This is a genomic window from Pseudanabaena sp. SR411 (assembly GCF_002251945.1).
Lineage (GTDB): Bacteria > Cyanobacteriota > Cyanobacteriia > Pseudanabaenales > Pseudanabaenaceae > Pseudanabaena.
The window spans coordinates 17,055-37,403 of sequence record NZ_NDHW01000042.1 but is presented as its reverse complement, the minus strand read 5'-3'; the positions used below and the strand labels follow the sequence as shown (position 1 = coordinate 37,403).

23 protein-coding genes are annotated in these 20,349 nt (G+C 42.2%); 8 read left to right on the top strand and 15 right to left on the bottom strand.

What is annotated here, in order from left to right; all coding sequences use genetic code 11:
• The 5 genes from B9G53_RS26600 to B9G53_RS02855 all read right to left on the bottom strand — a co-directional run.
• The coding region (locus B9G53_RS26600; RefSeq protein WP_141211687.1) for an IS1 family transposase at nucleotides 1-269 on the bottom strand (269 nt) is incomplete at its 3' end.
• A 51-nt stretch (nucleotides 270-320) separates the two neighbouring features.
• Nucleotides 321-1,457 (bottom strand): glycosyltransferase, encoded by a 1,137-nt coding sequence (locus B9G53_RS02870; protein WP_094528861.1) that lies wholly within the window; start codon nucleotides 1,455-1,457, stop codon nucleotides 321-323.
• Between the two features lie 74 nt (nucleotides 1,458-1,531).
• Entirely contained in the window at nucleotides 1,532-2,662 is a 1,131-nt protein-coding gene (locus tag B9G53_RS02865; RefSeq protein ID WP_094528858.1) for a glycosyltransferase family 4 protein, read from the bottom strand.
• 178 nt (nucleotides 2,663-2,840) lie between these two features.
• The gene (locus B9G53_RS02860; protein ID WP_094528855.1) at nucleotides 2,841-4,337 is read right to left on the bottom strand and encodes a hypothetical protein; all 1,497 of its coding nucleotides are present in this window, start codon (nucleotides 4,335-4,337) and stop codon (nucleotides 2,841-2,843) included.
• A gap of 19 nt (nucleotides 4,338-4,356) precedes the next feature.
• Entirely contained in the window at nucleotides 4,357-5,970 is a 1,614-nt protein-coding gene (locus B9G53_RS02855) for a SagB/ThcOx family dehydrogenase (RefSeq protein WP_094528853.1), read from the bottom strand.
• A gap of 196 nt (nucleotides 5,971-6,166) precedes the next feature.
• Between B9G53_RS02855 and rpmF the strand changes: the two genes are divergently transcribed.
• On the top strand, nucleotides 6,167-6,343 hold the full coding sequence (rpmF, locus tag B9G53_RS02850) for a 50S ribosomal protein L32 (protein ID WP_094528850.1): 177 nt from the start codon (nucleotides 6,167-6,169) through the stop codon (nucleotides 6,341-6,343).
• Between the two features lie 46 nt (nucleotides 6,344-6,389).
• Here the strand turns inward: rpmF and B9G53_RS02845 are convergent, their stop codons facing one another.
• The 3 genes from B9G53_RS02845 to argB form a co-directional block, all read right to left on the bottom strand.
• Nucleotides 6,390-6,809 carry a bacteriohemerythrin gene (locus tag B9G53_RS02845; RefSeq protein ID WP_094528847.1) on the bottom strand — a complete coding sequence of 140 codons (420 nt, stop codon included), beginning with the start codon at nucleotides 6,807-6,809 and terminating at the stop codon, nucleotides 6,390-6,392.
• An 80-nt stretch (nucleotides 6,810-6,889) separates the two neighbouring features.
• Complete coding sequence (locus B9G53_RS02840) at nucleotides 6,890-7,543, bottom strand: hypothetical protein (RefSeq protein WP_141211686.1); 654 nt, start codon at nucleotides 7,541-7,543, stop codon at nucleotides 6,890-6,892.
• A gap of 10 nt (nucleotides 7,544-7,553) precedes the next feature.
• Nucleotides 7,554-8,423 carry an acetylglutamate kinase gene (gene argB, locus B9G53_RS02835; RefSeq protein ID WP_094528841.1) on the bottom strand — a complete coding sequence of 290 codons (870 nt, stop codon included), beginning with the start codon at nucleotides 8,421-8,423 and terminating at the stop codon, nucleotides 7,554-7,556.
• Nucleotides 8,424-8,693: 270 nt separating this feature from the next.
• Between argB and B9G53_RS02830 the strand changes: the two genes are divergently transcribed.
• Both B9G53_RS02830 and B9G53_RS02825 read left to right on the top strand, forming a co-directional pair.
• Entirely contained in the window at nucleotides 8,694-9,017 is a 324-nt protein-coding gene (locus tag B9G53_RS02830) for a hypothetical protein (protein WP_094528838.1), read from the top strand.
• A 281-nt stretch (nucleotides 9,018-9,298) separates the two neighbouring features.
• On the top strand, nucleotides 9,299-9,526 hold the full coding sequence (locus B9G53_RS02825; RefSeq protein ID WP_094528835.1) for a hypothetical protein: 228 nt from the start codon (nucleotides 9,299-9,301) through the stop codon (nucleotides 9,524-9,526).
• A 98-nt stretch (nucleotides 9,527-9,624) separates the two neighbouring features.
• Here the strand turns inward: B9G53_RS02825 and B9G53_RS02820 are convergent, their stop codons facing one another.
• The 3 genes from B9G53_RS02820 to B9G53_RS02810 form a co-directional block, all read right to left on the bottom strand.
• Nucleotides 9,625-9,975 carry a hypothetical protein gene (locus B9G53_RS02820; RefSeq protein WP_094528832.1) on the bottom strand — a complete coding sequence of 117 codons (351 nt, stop codon included), beginning with the start codon at nucleotides 9,973-9,975 and terminating at the stop codon, nucleotides 9,625-9,627.
• Nucleotides 9,976-10,049: 74 nt separating this feature from the next.
• The gene (locus tag B9G53_RS02815; RefSeq protein WP_094528829.1) at nucleotides 10,050-11,621 is read right to left on the bottom strand and encodes an SPOR domain-containing protein; all 1,572 of its coding nucleotides are present in this window, start codon (nucleotides 11,619-11,621) and stop codon (nucleotides 10,050-10,052) included.
• A gap of 13 nt (nucleotides 11,622-11,634) precedes the next feature.
• Nucleotides 11,635-12,255 carry an RNA polymerase sigma factor gene (locus B9G53_RS02810; RefSeq protein WP_094528826.1) on the bottom strand — a complete coding sequence of 207 codons (621 nt, stop codon included), beginning with the start codon at nucleotides 12,253-12,255 and terminating at the stop codon, nucleotides 11,635-11,637.
• Nucleotides 12,256-12,580: 325 nt separating this feature from the next.
• On the opposite strand from B9G53_RS02810, the gene B9G53_RS02805 reads away from it, so the two are divergent.
• From B9G53_RS02805 to B9G53_RS02790, 4 genes are all read left to right on the top strand, one after another.
• Nucleotides 12,581-12,829 carry a hypothetical protein gene (locus B9G53_RS02805; protein ID WP_094528823.1) on the top strand — a complete coding sequence of 83 codons (249 nt, stop codon included), beginning with the start codon at nucleotides 12,581-12,583 and terminating at the stop codon, nucleotides 12,827-12,829.
• Nucleotides 12,810-13,163, top strand: a complete 354-nt coding sequence (locus tag B9G53_RS02800; protein ID WP_094528820.1) for a type II toxin-antitoxin system PemK/MazF family toxin — start codon at nucleotides 12,810-12,812, stop codon at nucleotides 13,161-13,163. The genes B9G53_RS02805 and B9G53_RS02800 overlap by 20 nt, the downstream gene beginning before the upstream one ends.
• Nucleotide 13,164: 1 nt before the next feature.
• Entirely contained in the window at nucleotides 13,165-13,815 is a 651-nt protein-coding gene (locus tag B9G53_RS02795; protein WP_094528819.1) for a C40 family peptidase, read from the top strand.
• A 444-nt stretch (nucleotides 13,816-14,259) separates the two neighbouring features.
• Nucleotides 14,260-15,339 carry a DUF1176 domain-containing protein gene (locus B9G53_RS02790; protein WP_094528816.1) on the top strand — a complete coding sequence of 360 codons (1,080 nt, stop codon included), beginning with the start codon at nucleotides 14,260-14,262 and terminating at the stop codon, nucleotides 15,337-15,339.
• A gap of 63 nt (nucleotides 15,340-15,402) precedes the next feature.
• On the opposite strand, the gene B9G53_RS02785 is transcribed toward B9G53_RS02790, so the two are convergent.
• The 4 genes from B9G53_RS02785 to raiA all read right to left on the bottom strand — a co-directional run bounded on the left by B9G53_RS02785 (nucleotide 15,403) and on the right by raiA (nucleotide 18,280).
• Complete coding sequence (locus B9G53_RS02785; protein ID WP_094528813.1) at nucleotides 15,403-16,545, bottom strand: energy transducer TonB; 1,143 nt, start codon at nucleotides 16,543-16,545, stop codon at nucleotides 15,403-15,405.
• 50 nt (nucleotides 16,546-16,595) lie between these two features.
• Nucleotides 16,596-17,030 carry a biopolymer transporter ExbD gene (locus B9G53_RS02780; protein WP_094528810.1) on the bottom strand — a complete coding sequence of 145 codons (435 nt, stop codon included), beginning with the start codon at nucleotides 17,028-17,030 and terminating at the stop codon, nucleotides 16,596-16,598.
• 57 nt (nucleotides 17,031-17,087) lie between these two features.
• Nucleotides 17,088-17,474: a preQ(1) synthase gene (gene queF, locus B9G53_RS02775; RefSeq protein WP_094528807.1), complete on the bottom strand. Its 387-nt coding sequence runs from the start codon at nucleotides 17,472-17,474 to the stop codon at nucleotides 17,088-17,090.
• A 230-nt stretch (nucleotides 17,475-17,704) separates the two neighbouring features.
• Nucleotides 17,705-18,280: a ribosome-associated translation inhibitor RaiA gene (raiA, locus tag B9G53_RS02770; protein WP_094528804.1), complete on the bottom strand. Its 576-nt coding sequence runs from the start codon at nucleotides 18,278-18,280 to the stop codon at nucleotides 17,705-17,707.
• Between the two features lie 457 nt (nucleotides 18,281-18,737).
• Here raiA and B9G53_RS02765 point away from each other — a divergent pair, with 457 nt between their 5' ends.
• Complete coding sequence (locus B9G53_RS02765) at nucleotides 18,738-20,327, top strand: glucose-6-phosphate isomerase (protein WP_094528802.1); 1,590 nt, start codon at nucleotides 18,738-18,740, stop codon at nucleotides 20,325-20,327.
• Nucleotides 20,328-20,349: the final 22 nt, after the last annotated feature.

The window sequence follows — 20,349 nt, the reverse complement described above, 5'->3', positions numbered from 1 at the left end:
CCTTGTAAGAATCCACGCAATATCAGCACGATCTGACCACAGGTGTAATGGCTTCCTGATAAGTCTGTCCCTGTAAAAATATGGAACACTTTCCCACATTCCCGACACTTGTATTTGACGATTGGTGYACGTTGGCGATCGTGCGGCGCTTGTCCTGCTGGTATTGCGTGTCCACTTGGACAATGCAAACCCTGCGGATGCAGGATCTTTAATAACCATTCATAGCACGCTTGGTCATCTAACAATTCGGTCAGCGGAAATTTGATCATCGCTTCTCTGTCGATTCATGAAAATGACTTCCTCCTATTTTGCCATTTCACCTACTTCCCCAGATGAGCGTGTTTTTTATGTCCTTCTATCTCCAGTAGCTCATGCATAAAATCAGCAAAGCGATCGCTGATGACATCATAGTCAAAATGTTTTTTTGCAACCTCTGGAGCAATTTTTGCCTTTGCCTCAACTTCTTGCCATTGTAAATTGTCTAACCATCGTGCACAACGCATATGAAAATCTTTACTCGCGGGATGATATGCGGGCAAAGCCCAACCTGCGGAAGCGGCATAATCATAAAATCCGGGAATAGGACTCATGGCAACAGGTACACCACAGGCTAGATATTCAGGTAGTTTCGTGGTCAATCGAAAACTTCCTAACTCATCAAGGGTTTGGGTCACAAACCCAATGTTCATCACATTCATCGCCTCCACAACTTCCATTTGAGGCAATCTTCCTGTAAAGATAACCCGCGATCGCAAAGCTTCTGGAACTAAAGACTGAAGACGCTCTTTTGCACTTCCATCTCCTACGATTAAAACTGTAATATCATCACGTTTGACCAATTTCAAAGCTTCAATTAATTCATAGCCATAGCTGTAGGATTGACGATTATTCCATAACAAACTACCCACCACGCCACAGACTAAATGATGTTCAGGAACACCAAACTTTTGGCGGAAACTAAGGCGCTCAGCAGCAGATTTGGGTTGAAATAGATCAAAGTCTGCTCCTCCTTCAATGGTAATCGCTCGCTTTGCCCCAAGTTTAATCGCCGCCCCAGTTAGATAAGGAGTCCACCCCAGAAAAGCAGTGCAATTTTTGTAAAGCGATCGCTCATAGATCTCCATCATATTACCGATCAACAATCCCTTAGTCACCCGAAAAAAACCACCAATCGGATCTCCAGTAGAGATCACATAGGGCTGTTGCCAAGATTTTGCTGCCCTGATCAGATTGATACCACCCGCAAGCCCCGAACCTTCTTGATAGATCAAATCCCATTTAGATCCAGAAACGATCTGCCAAACTTCCTGACTAGCTGCGATCTTTCCTATCTTAAGGTTCAGATCATGATAAGTAACATCAGCTTGCAATTTCGAGCCAAGGCTTCTTGATCGTCTAGAATCAAGACTCCCCTCTCCGCCAGTATTCAGGCATAAAACTTTGGGAACTTTTGACATGTGCTTTGCTCTTACAATTTTCTCTTACAAGATGTTGGTAAAACTTTGAGGGATGATATCAAGTCATGTCTATCTTAAACCTTGGTATTGGCAAAGCTTTCAAATAGATCGAGATAAGTTGTAGCTTTACTTGTCCAACTATGTTGTTCGGCGATCGCTCTTGCTACCTGACCCATTTGCTTTCTCAGCTCAAAATTATTGGTTAGACGGAGCATCGCATTAGTCAAAGCCAAAATATCTTCTGAATCAGGCAAAACGATCCCACATTCAGGTGTGATGATTGCGGCAACTCCCGAAACTGCCGTAGTAATTACAGGCAACCCAGATGCCATAGCTTCACTAACTACCATCCCAAATGGCTCATAGCGTGATGGAAACACAAAAAAATCAACAGCTTGCATAATTTTGGCAATATCAGATCGATATCCCAAAAAGTGAACCCTCTCCTCCAACTCCAACTGTTTAGCTAATTGTGGATAGGGACTATCTTCGATACTTCCCACCACGGCTAGATGCAAGCTCGGAACATTCACTAAAGCCTTCAAAACAGTATCTAAGTTTTTACGATTTGTCTTAAACTCGCCAACGAATAGAGCCAGATCGACATTTTCTGGCAGCCCAAATTGATTACGTTCTTGAAAGATAGGTTTAAATTCATCTATATCAACCCCATTCAGAACAACTTTAATCTTATTTTCATTGATCCCAATGTTAATCAATTCCTGTTTTATAGTTTCTGATACTGCTACCAAGATTTTTGATTTTTGAAAAGCTTGTTTCTCCAAGAAGACATTAATTGATGTATAAAGCCACTGATAAACTCCATACAAGTTTTTACTCATTCGTGCTGTATGAAATGGAGAATTCAACCATGCACTATGGACAAAATGGACAACATTTGTATCAGTTTCCCTAGAAGTTACGGCTCCACAAGACATGACAATATCGAATTCATGAGCATGTTTCATCAACCAATTGTCACTTAAACGAGTAAATAAGATTCCCCGCAATAATTCAGTTGGGATATTCTTTAAAGGGAAGTAAATACATTTAATTAGTTCATTATCTTTTAGTTCAGGTGCAGCTTGCCTAACAACTAATGTAACGTTATATTTTCTCTGGATAGCAGCTTTAACAATTTCGTAGTTTACCCTTGCTTGCCCATCTCCTAGCCTAACATTAGATGTGATAATACATATTTTCATATTTTTTTTACTTCACTTGAGATTTTTTCTAAAAGTCTTGTTTAGAAAGTCTTTAATTACTTCTTGATATATAGCTGTAGTCACTTGCATTAGGACAAATCAAAACCCAAGAAGCGAGTAGCGGCGCGAAGCGCCGCCACTCGCTTCAGGTTTTATGTCCATCTACTTAACTCTTATATTACTTAGAAGTAGACTTATTAGAGACTAAAGACAATATTTGCTGCTGATAATAATTTTGATAATACTTCCGGCCTGCCAATCCTAAACCCAGAAAACCCCACAATACTACTCCATGTGCTCCTCGCATGGTAGGACTAGCTAGAAGAAACATAAGTGACTTTATTAATATTCCGCGAGTTATGGGAATAAAAATATCGTTGTTGTTCTTAGTTTTGCTGGTAAAAACAAGAAGACTTGCAAATATAAGACCACCCATATAAGGAATTACCCCAATCCATCCTAAATTGAAAAATAGTACGAGTATGGCACTATCTGTATCAAAACTTCCAATGCCCTCTCCAGTCACTTTACCAAGAGCATCATTAATTAAAATCGCGTAAGTAGCTTGACGAACTTGAGAACTTCCATCGTCTTGTAAGTTAGATAGAGTAGCTAGACGAGGACCAATAGCCTTGGAAAATGGTTCTATAGTAGTTAAGGGGATTATTATTGCAGTTAAAATTATTAAGGTTAAAGCTATTCGGAACTTCTGCTTAGGTGTTAAAGATAATACTAATGAAATCATTCCCAAAAACCATCCTATCCAAGCCGCTCTTACTAGACTAAGCAGTAATGACAAAGCACCTACACCTGCTGCTGGAGCCACTATTCCTCCTTGACAACCCAGTAGCAACAACAGTCCTGTAACCATATAATCCCCAAAAGGTCCCTGCGAATTCATGGTACTCCATACCCTCATTCCGAATGGTACTGGGCTTCCAGCACTACTATCCATACCAGAACCAATCATCCAAAGCCGATCCCATTCAGGAGCAACTAGGAATTGATAAATTCCATATATTCCCATAATTAAAACTCCCCATAAGAAGACACGCTTCACGTTTTGACTATAGGCTGGATATCGTTCCCAATTAACTAATAAATGATAACCAAATAGTAAGGGAGTTATCCACTCAAGTAGGGCAACCGTAGCTTTTATAGGGCTTAGTGGAACTATAGCTTCTATACTTCCTACAGAAACTATAGGAATCTGACTATGAATCATGGCAATCACATAGCCATAAATAACAGCAGTGATCGCTAATACAAAAGGCATAGTGCCTTGTTCACGAGTCTTTGAGAGATTAAAGTGTAATGAATGAGCGCATACTAAAACTGCTAAAAAGGGAGCTAAAAGAATATAGCTACTACTTGACTCTGTAAAAGCACCTATTCGCCAATCACAAATCCTTCGCAGAAACGGGGTGAGGAAAAATAGCCACCACACAAATCCATTGTATAGAATTGGATAGCGAAAGTATAGTAGCCAGCCGAGCGCAAGTGAAGCGACTGGAAACAAAACATTGAGAATCCTTGCGCCAAAGCCTCCAAGTCCAATTAATATCAGAGAGACAATAGAAAAACTTAAGATAGCTATCCATGCTCCTGCGGGCTGAAATAGTTTGTCGGGTATTTTTAGTGAGGGATTAGCTATTGTGGAATCGTGTTGGTTCATAAATTTGTTCATCGCTGAGTTAACGAGATCTACCTAAAGTCGTAATGTATAGAACTGCTTCATCACTGGGAATACCGAGTACTTCATTGACGAGATCATCAAAGAATCCTGCAATGCCACTTACGCCAACACCTAAACCGATCGCAGCCAGATTTAGCCTTTGTCCTAGATGTCCTGCATCCATATGTAAATAGCGATAAACGCGATCACCATATTTCTCAACAGCTTTTTGGAGATCGGCAGTATGGAAAATTACGGCTCCTGCATCGCGACCAAGTTCTTGACCGAGGCAGAGATAATGTAGTTCATCACGGAAGTTTTTAAAGCGGATTTGACGTAACTCTTGTGATTTGGGTGCGTAGTAATAACATCCTTCTTCCAATCCCACTACCCCTGTTACTGCTACAAAGGTTTCAATGAGACTGAGATCGAAATAATCGGGATTACCATCAATACCTTGATCGGTATAGTGTTGGGGCTGATAAGTAAAATCAAGAATTGCTTTGAGTTCTGCTAGTTCTAGCTTCGCTCCACTATATTCACGGGTCGATCGCCGTTGCAAGATGGTATTTTCCAGCATTTCCAAATCATCACCCCAATGAATGCTTTCGGTGGTGGTATTAACTTTTGTACAAAAAGGGAAGTTGTACTTATCAAGATCTGGTTCAGAATTGTTTTCGGTTTGATCTGATTTTTTGACATCCACCTGTTCCCAAAGTTTTTGCATATTTGGCTTTTCAGTAATTTTGGTGGATTGGTGTAGATATTCCAAAAGCTGACCATCGGGTAGTTTGGGGTAACTATGCACAGTTCCTGAAGGTAGTGCTGTCATTACTCCTCTGGAAATATTTAGCGATCGCTGCATTGGTTCTCTTGATTCCTGACCTCTACCAATGCGCTCCTCGTCTTGCAAATCAAGAATTGGCACGATCGCGATTGTACCTTCGACCTCTTTATCCAAAAACAGCAGTTCATTGATAGAGTCATCGGCAAAGCCACCAATTAGTGATGCTTGATAATCCTCAATCGAACTTGCTAGCTCAATATTTCCTAACAAATGCCCCGTATCTAGAAAAATTCGGCGATAAGCGCGATCTTGATAGCGCCAAGCTGATCGATGAAATACCGCCGTGATCGCGATCGCCATACGGGTATTTTGCAAAGCGGGATGACTAAAACAAGCCTGTTGCAAACCAGCCCAAACATGATTGTCTTGCCAAAAATGAATCAAGCTATGGGTACGAACTTGATAGTTATAAATTCCTGCGGATAAAAGTGGTGTCCCTGCTGAGATCAGATACAACTCCGCAGGATATAACCCACCTGCCGAGGGAGCAGCCCTTAGATAAAAAGCTTCACCCGTTACGGTCGGGACTCTTGCGGTCAAGCCATAGCTGCAAAATAGCAATCGTGACAACCGCCGCCAACGACTTGCCAATAATCCATCGCGATCGGACTGAATTTCTTCAGTGAGATAAGGTTTGAGATCGTAAACCGTGCCAATCTTATAATCCTTATAAGGTGATGGCTGGGTACTCCAGTCTAATCCTTGACTTTTGCTAGCAAGGGTTGCAGGCGCATACTTAGTACGTTCGTGATAATGTTCAGCGAAGGAAAGTCTGGCTTCGGGCATGGTTTTGCGACGTGACGTAAATAGGCGGCTAGACTAAAATGTTATCTCAATTCGCACTGTCATCGGCACTTCGTGTCAACGACAGTGCAAGATTATCAAAATTGCGATCGCAATATCCGTGATTTCGCATATGATAGGAAGGTTGTCAAAATTTTTCTAATTAGAAAATTATCGTATTTAATATAGGGATCACGTCATGGCAGTACCCAAGAAGAAAACTTCTAAATCTAAGAGAGACAGCCGTAAAGCGGTATGGAAGCGGAAAGCCGCAGTTCATGCTCAAAGAGCGATTTCCTTAGGTAAGTCCATCCTCTCAGGCAAAAATGATGGTTTTGTCTATCCAATGGCTGAAGAGGCTGAGACCGAAGAGTAATCTTAATAAAAAAGGCGAGCTAAGCTCGCCTTTTTTGATGGTTTGTTTAAGCTGATTGAGCTAGGCTTTCTTTGATACAAGCACCAATCTGAGTATCAATCTTTAAAATATGGCTGACTAACCATTCGCATAGTTCACTATAAATTTTGAGCGCAATCTCTTCACTTGCATCGCTCTGACGATATTGATCATGGAGCTTGCCAAAGGTCTCAATAAATTTCTTGTGGGCTTCTTGATTGACTCCAGCCATTGGGCAATTATGTTTTGCTGCACAGGTTTCTTCGTTACCAAAGTGCCATTCCGCGTAAAACTTGAGAAATACTAGCAATTTCTTAATAGCATTTGTACCATTGCCTTTTTCGAGTGCTTCCCCAATTTCGTTAGTCGCCGCAATTAGTTCACGATGCTGGCTGTCGATCATTGGCACACCAGTACTCAAGGAATCAGACCATTCAAATCTTTGCATACAGTTTCTCTCATTGCATTAGCGCATCATCTTTAATTCTCTTGTAAATAAGTGGAAAATCCTGAAAAAGTAATACAAATTTAACTCCATGAGGCGGCTAGCCGCCATATTTGATGCCCAATCCCTAGTCCGATTAAACAAGGTGCTGTCAATATGGTGATTGCTATCCATAGTTTGCGCTTTTTAATTAAAATGTCACCAACAAAAGCGATCGCCGTTAATCCCACCCATGTAATGATCGCCACAACCAAGAGATAAAATTTTAACCTTACGAGAAAAACTAAACCACCAATAATCAAAAAACCACTGATCAAATAGCTCCATTTCATCAGAGCATAATCCGCAAAGGCTGTAAGAATCGGCAGTAATGCGATAATCACAAAACCTGCGATCGCTAAATCTCGACGGGCTGGGATAGTCAGCAGTATGGATAGGAAATAGCTCATGCAGATGTAGCTAATCAAAATGATGATTAACCACATCCAGAGAAAGTTGATTTTTTTGAAAGATACTTGTGGCTTGGGTAACCTAAATTTGGGAAAGCCAACTTTAGGCAAACTAAATTTAGATTTCCCGAATCTAGGTAAACTTAGACTCCTTAATGTATTAGGTTTTTTCGCATCAAATTTTGACGGATCAGAAGTGTTTTTTGATTGATCCGTCGCAGCTTTTTGATTGTCTGAATCATCAATATCCGCCATAATTTCATACAAAGGATCAGGCGTGCAAAGCACGCCTGATATTCTAGAAAGATGTTTCTGAAGCAACAATCATTGAGCCTACGCCACTATTTGTAAAAATTTCGAGCAAGAGTGAATGGGGTACTCGTCCATCGACAATGTGGGCTGCTTTTACCCCTTGAGCTAGCGATCGCACACAGCACTGAACTTTGGGAATCATGCCACCACTGACGACATTTTGATTCATCAGTTCTCTAGCTTTGCTGATCGTCAAACTGCGATAGAGAGTGCTGGGATCTTTGTAATTATGCAGAATCCCTGCGATGTCAGTAAGCAAGATCAATTTTTCGGCTCCCAAGGCGGCGGCGAGTTCACCGGCTACGGTATCAGCGTTGATGTTGTAGGATTGTCCTGTTTCATCGGTTGCCACACTGGAAACAACGGGGATATGCCCTGCCTCCAGCAATGTCGAGAGCAGACCAATATTAATGCCACTGACTTCGCCCACAAAGCCGATCGCATCATTGCCTTGAGGACGCGCACGAATCAAGTTGCCATCTTTGCCACATAAACCCACACCTGAGCCACCAGCAAGGTTAATCATCTCTACGATTTGCTTGTTGACGCGCCCAACTAGCACCATTTCCACAACTTCCATTGTGGCAGCATCGGTAACACGTAATCCATTAATAAACTGTGGCTCGATATTGAGCTTAGTCAGCCATGTATTGATTTCAGGTCCACCGCCATGCACTAGCACGGGGCGCAGTCCCATAAATGACATGGTAACTACATCACGGATCACGTCCTGTCGCAGGTTTTCTTCTTTCATGGCCGCGCCACCATATTTGACGACAATGGTACGCCCTGCAAATTGCTGCATGTAGGGCAGGGCTTCACTTAAAATCTGAACGCGATCGCTGTCTGTTATCATGTAACGCCTCGACTACTCTGAAAAATACTTTGATTAACCTTACAACCTCAAATACACCAATAGATAAGCGATTTAGGTTGCTTATTAGTATTTGATGACTTTTATGAATAACTGAATCTAAACTTGCCGCGCATACTCAAAAATTGCATCAGTTTCTGGGAGCTTTTTGTATTTCCCCGCTTGTCCCGAATAAAATTTGAGTATAAAGCCAAATTTAGAAATATGCTTTTTAATTAAGAGACAAAGTAAACATCAATATTAAAAATCCCCATGAACTATCTAAAACTATTCCCAATCTTGAGTGTATTCGCCTTTCCCGCCATGGCTATCGCACAATATCCAATTATTTTTAATCACGTCAAATATATTTCTATTAGCCAAGATGCTTGCATCAGAAGGGCTGAAATAGCAGCTAAAGATTCTGGCTTTGATAGTAACTTTGAACCACTTGCTAATGGAGCTTTCGGAGTCAATGGCAATTACAGTGTATCAATACGTTGCGAAGCGAAACGCGGAGTTGTTTTCTTTGCTGTAGCAGGACCTGATAACCAGACATCAAGTAATCTCGTGAAAAGGGTGCAAAGGGCTTTTTAAAGCGGTTACTTCTGAGATTATTTTTATAGGAATGTAAGTTTACTTTAGACAGATAAGTAGCGACGAGAAGCGTCGCTACTTATCGCTGGAGTTTGTAATTGAACTTAACAATTGCTCAGACATAGCTAAACACAAAAGATTGATTAAAGTCTCATAATAGAAATCATCTAGGCTAGTAGCGATCGCTACTAACTCAACCTAAACCTTGACTAGACTAAATACCAGTTTAAATAGCTAGCCTATTTCTAAACTTTAAATCACAAAGAGGAGTTGGAAAATATATGGTGTATACCCCTTTGATCGGTTTTACTTTATTTGTCATCCTATTTTTAGGAGCCGCATTTACCCTAAGTTATTTCTGGTGGGCCGATCGCTACAAAACTCCAGAAGTTATAGCCGCAGAAGTAATGCAGTTTTCCGAACAATTTACCAACGCATTGTCAGTTTTTGCGGTGGGAATGCTAGCGTTTGGCATTATGTTGATATTTCTTAACTTTTCCATCAAATAAAGAAGGGAGTGTATAGCACTCCCTTCTTTATTTAGCTGTTTTACTAAGAAGAGAAGCGCCGCACTTCTCTTCTTGGTAAAACAAGCGGGACACAACAACTATAAAAAACCTACTGCTCCACCTAGCAAAACTCCCATCCCCGCGATCGCCAAAGGATGAATTACCAAAGCCCAGATACGCGGAATTCTGATTCCTTCACAAAGCGGAAATACTAAACTGGCGATCGCCACGTTAATCATCAAAAAGCAAATGACCCATAGGGGAACCCATCGCAGATTTAAGCCTACTAATGCAATCCACACAAAAATATTGGCGATCGCCACCAGTCCCACCCCCTGCAACCAAGCTTTCCCAGACTCAATTGGGTGATTCGGTGACATCCAGACTAGCCCCATCCATGTTAGGGCTGCCAACAAACCACAGGCGATCGCATCGAAAAAAAAGTGCATATATTTTTGCGTTTCGCTAGTAACTTCTCATTGATGGAATGTGTAGAGCTTTGCGCTGCACATTCCACCAATTTTTATTCAATTCTGGCAGGAATACCTTGACGACGCAATTGCTCAATCTGTTGTTGAGCCGCATTAGGATCTCGGTAAGATCCAACCTGCACTCGTCCGTCACTAGGGCGCACATAAGCATCTCGTTCAATTTGCTGAGCGCTAGCTGCATAGCTATTTTCCACAACTACACGATAGCTGCTACTACTTGGTGCGGGAGCTGCGGGAGCAGGAGCAGATGATAAAGGTGCAGCATATTTCACCGCAGTATTAGGACGTGGGGTCACATATACAGTCGTGGGCGCAGCAGAATTTGTGTTAGCACGACTTACTGGTGCTGTGGAAGTTGCTTTAGCACTTGTTGGAGCAGGAGCAGCTTTGCTTGCAGGACGTGGAGCAGGTGCTTTATAGGAGCTTGCAGGAGCCGATTCGTAATTCCTGTTACTCACAGGCGGACTATAGCTACGCTCCACGGGTGCTGGTGCTAATGCGGGTGGTAGTGGCGCAACTGAAATGGGCGGTAATGAAGTTGATGGCACAGTTCGCAAGGGTGTACTCGGTACAAAAGCACTATTTGGGGCGAATAAACTCGACGACTTCGTTGATGGGTTGGTTAAGGGATTTTTGGGGGCGATCGCAGGATTAGCGAGGGTTTTACTATTGTTACTACTATTTGCTAGTTCAGTTTTATCACCAGCAAAAGGCACAAAAGACAAGCCTGAATCATTCGCTTTTTGCTGATTTTGCAAATTAATATCGCTGCCTAAATCTGCATTTTTGCCATCGGTTTGAGCTGCCTTTGGTTTTGTTTCAGGTTTAAAAATCTTCATTACACCCGATGGATCAACCATCAGATAGCCGATCGCGGCACTAGAGCAGAGCAACAACAATAGTGAAATAATCCCCACGGGATTCATCAAACTGCGTAAGGCACTCTTTTCAGTTGTTGTGTTAGGAATCGCATAAGCAGATTCTTGCTCAACGGATTCCTGATAATGCTCTGCATAATCATTGGCAAAGCTTTGCAGAATATCATCGTCATCAGGTTCAGGTATTTTCGCCATTGTTGGCGAAGTCATACTACCGCTTGTAGCCTCACCATAGCCATTCATGTCTTGGGCATAGGGTAGATCTGTCTCTACACCAGCATCATGCAAATTCTCAAGACTCTGGAGAGCTTCTAGCCCTCGAAAGTTGTGTAATTCCGCAGTAGATATATTGATCGATGGATTTACTGATGATACCGTTCCTATGGTCGGCATTACAGGCATTTGGAGCGTCCGTCGATCGCTAGTTGGATCAGCGATTGGAGCGATCGGTGAGAGCGCATCGGATAAACTTGGTGATGTCCAAATCGATTGGGTCGAGACAGCACGGGGTCTAAAGGGATTGAGATAAGAAATGGTTTGACCATTGGCTTGCCAATGGCGATAACGATCTAGCTCGTCATTGAGGCTCGCATCCAAACCAGCCAACGCTGTTTGCAAGACTGAAGACTGAGCGATCGCAGGCAAAAGATCAGTCTCTGAATTAGTGACTCTTTGGTTGCTTGTTTTCGAGATCGTTGGAGAGATGGTGGGACTCAATGTTTGCATAATAATCTTTACCTCAGGCAGTAACGGCGGTTTGAGCTAGGTAAATGTCTCGGATATCTTCGGGAAGGGCATCTTCTAGGGCGTGATAAGCCTTGACTAGAAGTTGTTTAACATCACTAGCAGAGATGTTCTCACCTTCAGCATGTAAATAAGCCGCGATGCGCGTATGGCTCCATTGGAAAGTTTGAGACAACAATAGTATCAGACGTAGGTTACCTGCCATTTGATTTAGCGCTTGATTAAGGTAGCACCAAAATACGGGTGGTGTATCTTTGAGCGAATATTGAATGTCTTCAACGGGCGGGACTTCGGCACGATTGATCATCATCGCGGCAATATTAATCAGCCAACTTTGCAGAGAAAGATGTGGTTTGTTAGCCCGCAAGTCTAGCACTCGCATCTCGTGGTAGATATATTCCCAAGTCTTTACAAATAAGTAGTCTGATTGCACAGGCGATCGCGTTGCTGTACCAATTAAGGTATATAGCACCTGTCCATAGCGACAAAAAATCGCTGCAAAATATTGACCCTCTTCAGGATGTCTTTGAAATAGCGTCACGAGTTCGCGATCGCTCTTCTGAAAAAGCGCCTGAATCTTAGGGTGATGAATTTCGGGAAGGGGGGGAAGCTGCACGGTCACGGCTATTGCTAGCTCACTTTATAAGTTTTCAATTTTGATGCACACATACTAGCAGCAAAGTATGATAATGCAACCCGTAGTTCGTACTAATTGTTTTTAGCACCGTAGGTGTAATACTAAAACCCTTACAGGATTTGGTTTTTAATTCACGAAAGTGTGACAACACTTCTGTGACACACCCAGTAAAGAAATGGCGTACATTTCTTTACTGGGTGTAAGTCCAAAAAGAGATGTGGCGCAAAGCGCCGCCTATCTTTTTGGGGTTAGGTTTTGGTATCTTAAGAGATAACTTCGCTCCAAAATTATGGAATAGCTCGCTATGCTCACCAGTTTTGAAGGTCTCTACCGTAATGGACAGATCAAGATTACCGATCTGCCCACAGGCATACCCGATGGCACAAAAGTTATCGTTACATTTCTAAAGTCAGATGAGATTAATTTAGAATCCCTTGGTATTAATAGAGCCGACGCACAGATATTACGAGCTAGTTTATTTACATTTGCAGAAGAGTGGGATAGTCCCGAAATGAGTATCTACGATAACTACGATGTCGCCAAAAAACATTAAACGTGGAGATGTTGTTCTTGTAGTTTTCCCCAACTCAGATCTGGCTACAGCCAAGACAAGACCAGCAATAATTGTCCAAGCTGATAACTTGCAAACAGGACTGCCACAAGTAGTGGTGGCGATGGTTACTAGTCGGATGATCAGGAGTATTCATCCTAGCCGTGTCTTGGTAATGTTGAACACGATCGCAGGAAAACAATCGGGTTTGCTGACTGACTCAGTGGTAATGACCGACAACCTGACAACGATCACGACTTCCGCAATTTACAATGTGATCGGCTCATTGCCAACGACTGAAATTGATAAAGCTTTGAGAAATACTCTGGGAATCTAATATGATTTATCGCAGTTTAGCTGATATTAATATTTATGATTCACCCCAACTCGATCGCTTAGCGACGCAGATGGCAAAGGGTCGATATTTAGAAGTGCTAGAATCCGAGCCAAGTTTCCTAAAAATCCAATTATTAGAAGATAACTATACGGGCTTACTGGATCGCCAAGATCTTGAGAAATTAGAACCAAGCGATCGCCAAAGCTTTATCGATAGTTTACCGCCAGATTTAAGTGCTAGCGAAATATGCGATCGCCTGCCCTATGTCGTCACTTTTATTCGACAAGCAATGGCAACACCAAATGAATATTTGTGGGGTGGGACTGTTGCACCCAATTATGATTGTTCAGGATTAATGCAAGCGGCTTTTGCATCGGTTGGTATTCAGATTCCGCGCGATGCCTATCAGCAAGAAGCCTTTGGGGATTCTGTAGCTTTGGAAGACATTCAGATTGGTGATTTAATTTTTTTCGGAAATGCGACAAAGGCAACTCATGTTGGCATCTACATCGGTAATGGGGAATATATCCATAGCTCAGGAAAAGAGCATGGACATAATGGAATTAAGATTAGTCAACTAGCAGGATTAGATCCAGTTTCTCAATGGTATGCCAATCAATTACGTGGTGCAGTTAGAATTACAACACGCTAGAAAAAAAGTAATGAATTGCCGCACTCCGTGCGGCAATTCATTACCAGAAAATCATTGATCGGAACTCTCTATAAGGTTTTATGTCTTAGACTGTAGGGCTTTGCAAATTAGTCTGCAAATATAGCTGTCGCCAGTCTTGTTAGGACATAAACCCAGAAGACGAGTGGCGGCGCTTCGCGCCACCACTCGTCTTCTGGGTTTTGATTTGTACGAATGCAAGTGACTACAACTATAATTTGCAAAATGAGAAGCCAATCACAGTCAGGGTTTGCAGTTTTTATCTTGCCTACCTCAAAATCGCGATACAGTTTATTGAGGCTTTAAGTAGTACAGAGATATTTTTGAAAGAGGCGCTTTCAAAAATATCTCTGGGTTTTGAGTCAGTGCAAAGCGCTGTAAAGTAGCGATCGCTATACTAGAGAGCAATTATCAGGAGAAGGATTCATGTTGCAAAATCGACTTGGCTTAACAGCAGCAATGGTTAGTCTAATATTTCTGGGATGTACCAATCAGGAAACCCCAAACTCATTATTATCATCCCCGAATAGTTCGCAGTCCACAACCACAATCACCACGACAAACACTTCTAAAACAGTGTCTCCATCTCCTGATACGAATCCCCAAAAGCCTGTTGCTGCGTCCTCAAAAGCCTCAACAAAAGCGATCGCCATTGGCGATATCAAAGAACTTGAAGGTGATATCATCTGTGGCAAAACAAGAGTGATTTATGCCTACGGAGAGACTTCCAATTATCGCGTTTATATTTGTGCCGATACAAAGGAACCTAATCGCCCACGCTATTACATCAGCCGCAATAAAGATGGTAGCGGTGGCTTGGACTTAGAAGCAACGAATTATAATCCTCAAAAAGATGGGGCGATTGAGTTTAACAATGAAGGATATATATATACCCTCGAATCCCCTACCACTCAAAATCCTGAACCTGTATTACGGGTAACTTTCCCCAATCAAAAATTAACAGAGGAACAGTTACTCCGCTATCTCACACGTTCCAATAAATCCAATTCTTCGGCAACAAATTCCACTTCTGATCCATTGCAATATGTACTCCAAAATCGTGAAAGTTTGGGAGTTTGTAAGGACAACTTCCGTGCCGAAGATGGAAAAAATGGCATGGGTTCAAAAGCATTCCAAATTACTGATAAAAAGTATTTAGTCCAAATTCAGTGCTTTCTAGCTGCTTATCAAGGCAACTTTGAATATGTCCTGTGGATCGATGAGTCTCCTAAACCTCTTGCTATTCCTCTCGAATTTGATAGTTTCCAAGAGCCAAAAGAAGGTGAAAAGCCTAAACGGATCACTGAACGCTCGATCGCAGGTTTACCTAGAGTTAATGTGCGATCGCAGACCTTAACCAATTTCACCAAGTTTCGAGGAGTTGGTGATTGCGGCTCATCGGCTCTTTATAAATTAGAAGGTGATCGCATGGTTTTACAAGAATATCGTGCTAAATATGCCTGTGATGGCAATTATGTCCAAGATTTTCCCATTATCTATCCCTAAAAATAAAAGGTGACGCTTTGCGTCACCTTTTATTTTTTTTAGGACAGCGCAACGCGCCGCCTTTTAGGGAAAATCATATTTAGCCGTCACAAGACGATATTTACCACTTTGAGGATCTTCAATTGGTTTAAATTTGTAATCCTTAACCGTTTCCCTCGCAATATCATCTAACTCTTTAATCCCACTGGACTTTAAAAATCTAGTTTGGACTTCACCACTAGGATCAACAAGCCACATAAATGTGACGGAGCCACTTTTCCCAGAAGTATTGGCAACTTTTGGAGGAATCCATGTCACCCCTTTTTCCCTATTGAGATCAGGATTAGATATCAAGGCATCCGCAGGGGCAATTTGGGTATTTCTGATTAAATTTTTAGACAATAAATCAATGATTTGCTTGTCGGTAGTATAAAGTGCCGAAATATTACCAATCTCTTTTTCTTGGCGATCGCTATTAGAAGAGTTAGCGGCTACGGCTCCTTGTAACTTTTTTGTGCTATCAGTATCCGTAACTTTACTATTACCAGTGTCTTTGGTTGTTGCAGGGGGTGAAGTTATATCCTTCTTGAGACCACCATTTTGAAACTCAGGCTTGATATTATCTGTTTGCTTGACAGGAGGACTAGTGTTATCAATCTGCCCAGATTGGGTAAAGCGCGGCTGAGTAGGGGGAGTTTTGGGTGGTGTCGGTACAGGACTTTTCGGTTTTACAAACTGTGGTTTATCAATGTCATCGGGTAATGGAGGAACCGAAAACGGATCGGCAATGGGTGGTAAATCATCAAAATTACTGAAACTGTCTAAGTCTAAGGTAGTTAATGGGCTACTGCTAGATATATCGGGAAATGAATTCAGGGGTGAGTTAGTTTTGGGCGCAGATTTGACAAATAAATTATCAATGAGTGATTTATTTGTCTTTGAGTTAGTTGTTAATGTCTTGGGAGGCAACTTGACAACTGGAAGCGTTGAGACGACAACTTCACGAGGTTCTGGTTTTTTGAGTGGATTTGGCGTGACCAAAGCAAAAGCAGTATGGATGCCGAGAGAACTCACCACAAGCACCCAAAACGGGTACTTCATGATCAGACTACCTGCTTTGTTAGCAAATTGACGCATCGGATTATTTGCCACTGCATTTTTAGAGTTCAACATGGGTTGCTCCGTTTGACTTACAGTAAGGTCGCTCTTCGGTTCAGTCGGCAACATGGTTTTTTAAGTATTTTGTAAGTATAAATTTACTAAGCAAAGCACTTGAATCAAGATCGGGACGTGGCGATCGCCACTCGATTACCTGCAATAGCCCTTAACTCTGACAGACGATTAATCACGATTTGATAAGAGACGGTGGAATCATCAGCACTGAGTACAACCACACCTCGGGCAGAAGCTGCTAAGAATCTTGTGATCTCCTGAGCCAACTGTTGCGGTGGAATCAATTTCCCGTCCTTTAACATTTGTCCCGCAGGATCAAGGGTGATTACAAAAACATCTTCTGGTTGAAGCTCTCCTGAGTTTGAGTCACCCTGACTACTGCGATCGCTAATTGGTAAATCAACTCCAATCCGACTTGGCACAGTCAAAGCGGCTGATAACAAGATAAAAAAGGCCAGAATCGAAAACACCACATCTAACAAAGCGGTTAGATTGATTTCAGCATTAGCCGATGATTGGTATTTTTTGTGGATTTTCATAAATCACCTGCCTTCATGTCAATGTGACGCATCCTAAAGCTAGATTGTTTCTTAGGGCTAGATTGTTTCTTGGGGCTTGGAGTAATTTACTTCCACAACTGTATGCACATTACCGCGAGGCGTAAAATCACCTTTGACATTAATTCTGAGGGGATCTCCCGCCTTTACAAAATCATCAAGAATCTGATTAACCGCTTCTTCATGGGAAATAAAGCGATCGCGATAGCTATTGATATACAGTTTAATAGCCTTGAGTTCTACTAAAACAAGGTTAGGGGTATAGGTAATGTAAATTGTGGCAAAGTCGGGATAGCCTGAAAATGGACATTTGCTCGTAAATTCAGGAAGAGTGATTTGAATGGTGTAGTCTCTGCCGATGCGTGGGTTCGGAAAAGTGGTGAGATTGGCTTCTGCGATCGCTTGTTCGCCGTACTTAACAGTCATGTCTGCTCTGAGATAAAAAATAAAAAATGAAATTGGGCAAGATTTGCTCTAGTCTTCTAGCGTAGCAAATTTAAACCAAAACAAAAACGGCTATACCGTTTTGTGTTTTGAAAACCCTTACTGGGTTTGGTGTTTAATTCACAAAAGTGTGACGAATAAAAAAAGGAAGGGCGCAAAGCACCCTTCCTTTTTTGAGAAGAGCGCTTTGCGCTCTCTCCTACAAGCTGTGGTTAATGTTTTTTGACATCATGGGGCTGGATCACACCATAACCGCCATGATTACGTTCATACACAACATTGATTTCCCCTGTATCAGCATTGCGAAAAACATAGAAATCGTGATCGATTAGCTCCAACCGTTCCAGAGCCTCATCCACCGATAGCGCAGGCATGGCGAAGTATTTGTTTCGCACAACCTGAGTGGGTAACTCGACCACACGATTGCCATTTGGCACTGGTACTGGAGGTTGCTCAACAACAGCAACACTGGTTTTCGCAGCAGCTCGATCGCTCTTGCGCTCTTTAAACTTCCGCAACTTACGAGCAATCTTGTCAGCAACTAAGTCAATACTTGCATACAAATTCTCGCTCTTTTCCTCGGCACGGATCACAGATCCGTTCGCATAGACTGTTACCTCTGCCGATTGGCTAGAAGCAATGCGAGGGTTACGTGCCACAGATAGATGCACATCTACCTCTGTGGTCAACGATTGGAAATGGCTCACCGCTTTGTCGATCTTTTGCTCAACATACTCGCGGATGGCTTCCGTGACTTCAATATTCTTGCCTTGAATTACAAGTTTCATCTCTATGACCTCGCTTCTGAGTTCCAAATCAGTTAATTAAAGTTGACACGCGCAATCTTGTTTTTAATTACCCCACTGCGCCGAATAGCTGATTTGGCTATGAGATCACCATAACACTTTGCTGGTGCTAGCAAACCAACTTTGATGCACTTCTTAACGTAGACTTAATAACCGATTTTGGCGTTTTTATCGCCCATAGCGCTCAAAATAATAAATCTGAAAATCAGGAGCGATCGCAATCTGTAGAAATAACATCAAACAAGGTTGCTATTTATCACTTACGATTGGGACTGTGCATCTCCTTAAGGACGCGCAGTAAAATGAAGAACAAATTTTTGATGGCGCGGTAAAGTCGCACCACAAAAAATCGTTTTTCATTAAGTCGCACAAACCTTAAGGTATGCACATTTAAGCTATTCACATTTAAGCTATTCACAAAGAGCAAAGTGAGGTTCGTATGAGTTCGGCTGTGGAACTGTGGCAACGTTATCAAGACTGGCTGTACTACCATTCAGAGCTAGGTCTTTACGTGGATATCAGTCGGATCAGGTTTACGCCAGACTTTGTGACAGAGATACAACCTAAGTTTGTCAAAGCTTTCGCAGATATGAAAGCGTTAGAGTCAGGCGCGATCGCCAATCCTGATGAGCAACGTATGGTCGGGCATTACTGGCTGCGATCGCCTGAGATTGCCCCCACGGAAGCATTGAGTAAAGATATTACTGAGACTCTTGATCGCATCGAAGACTTTACCAAGAAGATTCATGAAGGGATTATCCATCCACCAAAGGCTGCAAAGTTTACGGATATTCTTTCAATTGGTATCGGTGGCTCGGCTTTAGGTCCCCAATTTGTCGCCCAATGTTTTTCTAAGGCGGATGTACCCCTTAAAATTAGTTTCATCGATAACTCTGATCCCGATGGGATCGACTTGGTGCTGGATCTACTAGGCGATCGCCTCAGCACCACATTAGTATTGGTAATTTCTAAATCTGGCGGCACTCCTGAAGCAGCCAATGGCATGAAAGAAGCCGAGTTTGCTTTTAAAAAAGCAGGTTTAGACTTTGCGAAACAGGCGATCGCGATTACAGGCGTTGGCAGTGCGTTGGAGAAATACGCGATCGCCAATGGTTGGCTAGATCAGTTCCCCATGTATGACTGGATTGGCGGTCGAACTTCAGAACTATCGGCAGTTGGATTATTACCTGCGGCTCTGCAAGGCATTAATATTCGTGAAATGTTGCGCGGTGCAAATTTAATGGATGCGGCTACTCGCATTGAAGATATTCGCCAAAATCCTGCTGCTCTTCTTGCGATGTCATGGTACTTCACGGGCAACGGTAAGGGCGAAAAAGATATGGTGGTCTTGCCATATAAAGATCGGCTGCTGTTATTCAGTCGCTATCTGCAACAACTGGTAATGGAATCTCTCGGCAAAGAGAAAGATCTTGAAGGCAATACTGTATATCAGGGGATCGCTGTTTACGGGAATAAAGGGTCTACCGATCAACATGCCTATGTACAGCAACTGCGCGAAGGCGTTCCCAACTTTTTTGCAACATTCATCGAAGTTTTACAGGACTCTGAGCGACCTCATCCCGAAGTAGAAGAAGGTGTCGTCACTGGCGATTATTTGTTAGGGTTTCTGCAAGGTACTCGCAGCGCTCTGTATGAAAATGGTAGAGACTCAATTACTGTTACGATCCCATGTGTTTCTGAACTTACTGTTGGCGCATTAATTGCTCTGTATGAGCGTGCTGTGAGTTTTTATGCTTCGTTGGTGAACATCAATGCTTATCATCAACCAGGTGTTGAGGCTGGTAAAAAAGCTGGTGCAAAAGTACTTGCTTTACAAAAGAAACTTGTTGATGCTTTGAAAGCATCAGATGTATCTCTCTCCCTAGAGGAAATTGCGATCAGAATAAATGCTTTAGATGAAATTGAGTCTTTGTATCACATTGCGCGTCATCTTCATGCCAATTGCAAAATCCTATTTGAAGGAGACCTATCGAAACCAACAACTTTAAAAATGATGTTGATTTTGTAAATTAACCCTAAACAAAGGTGGC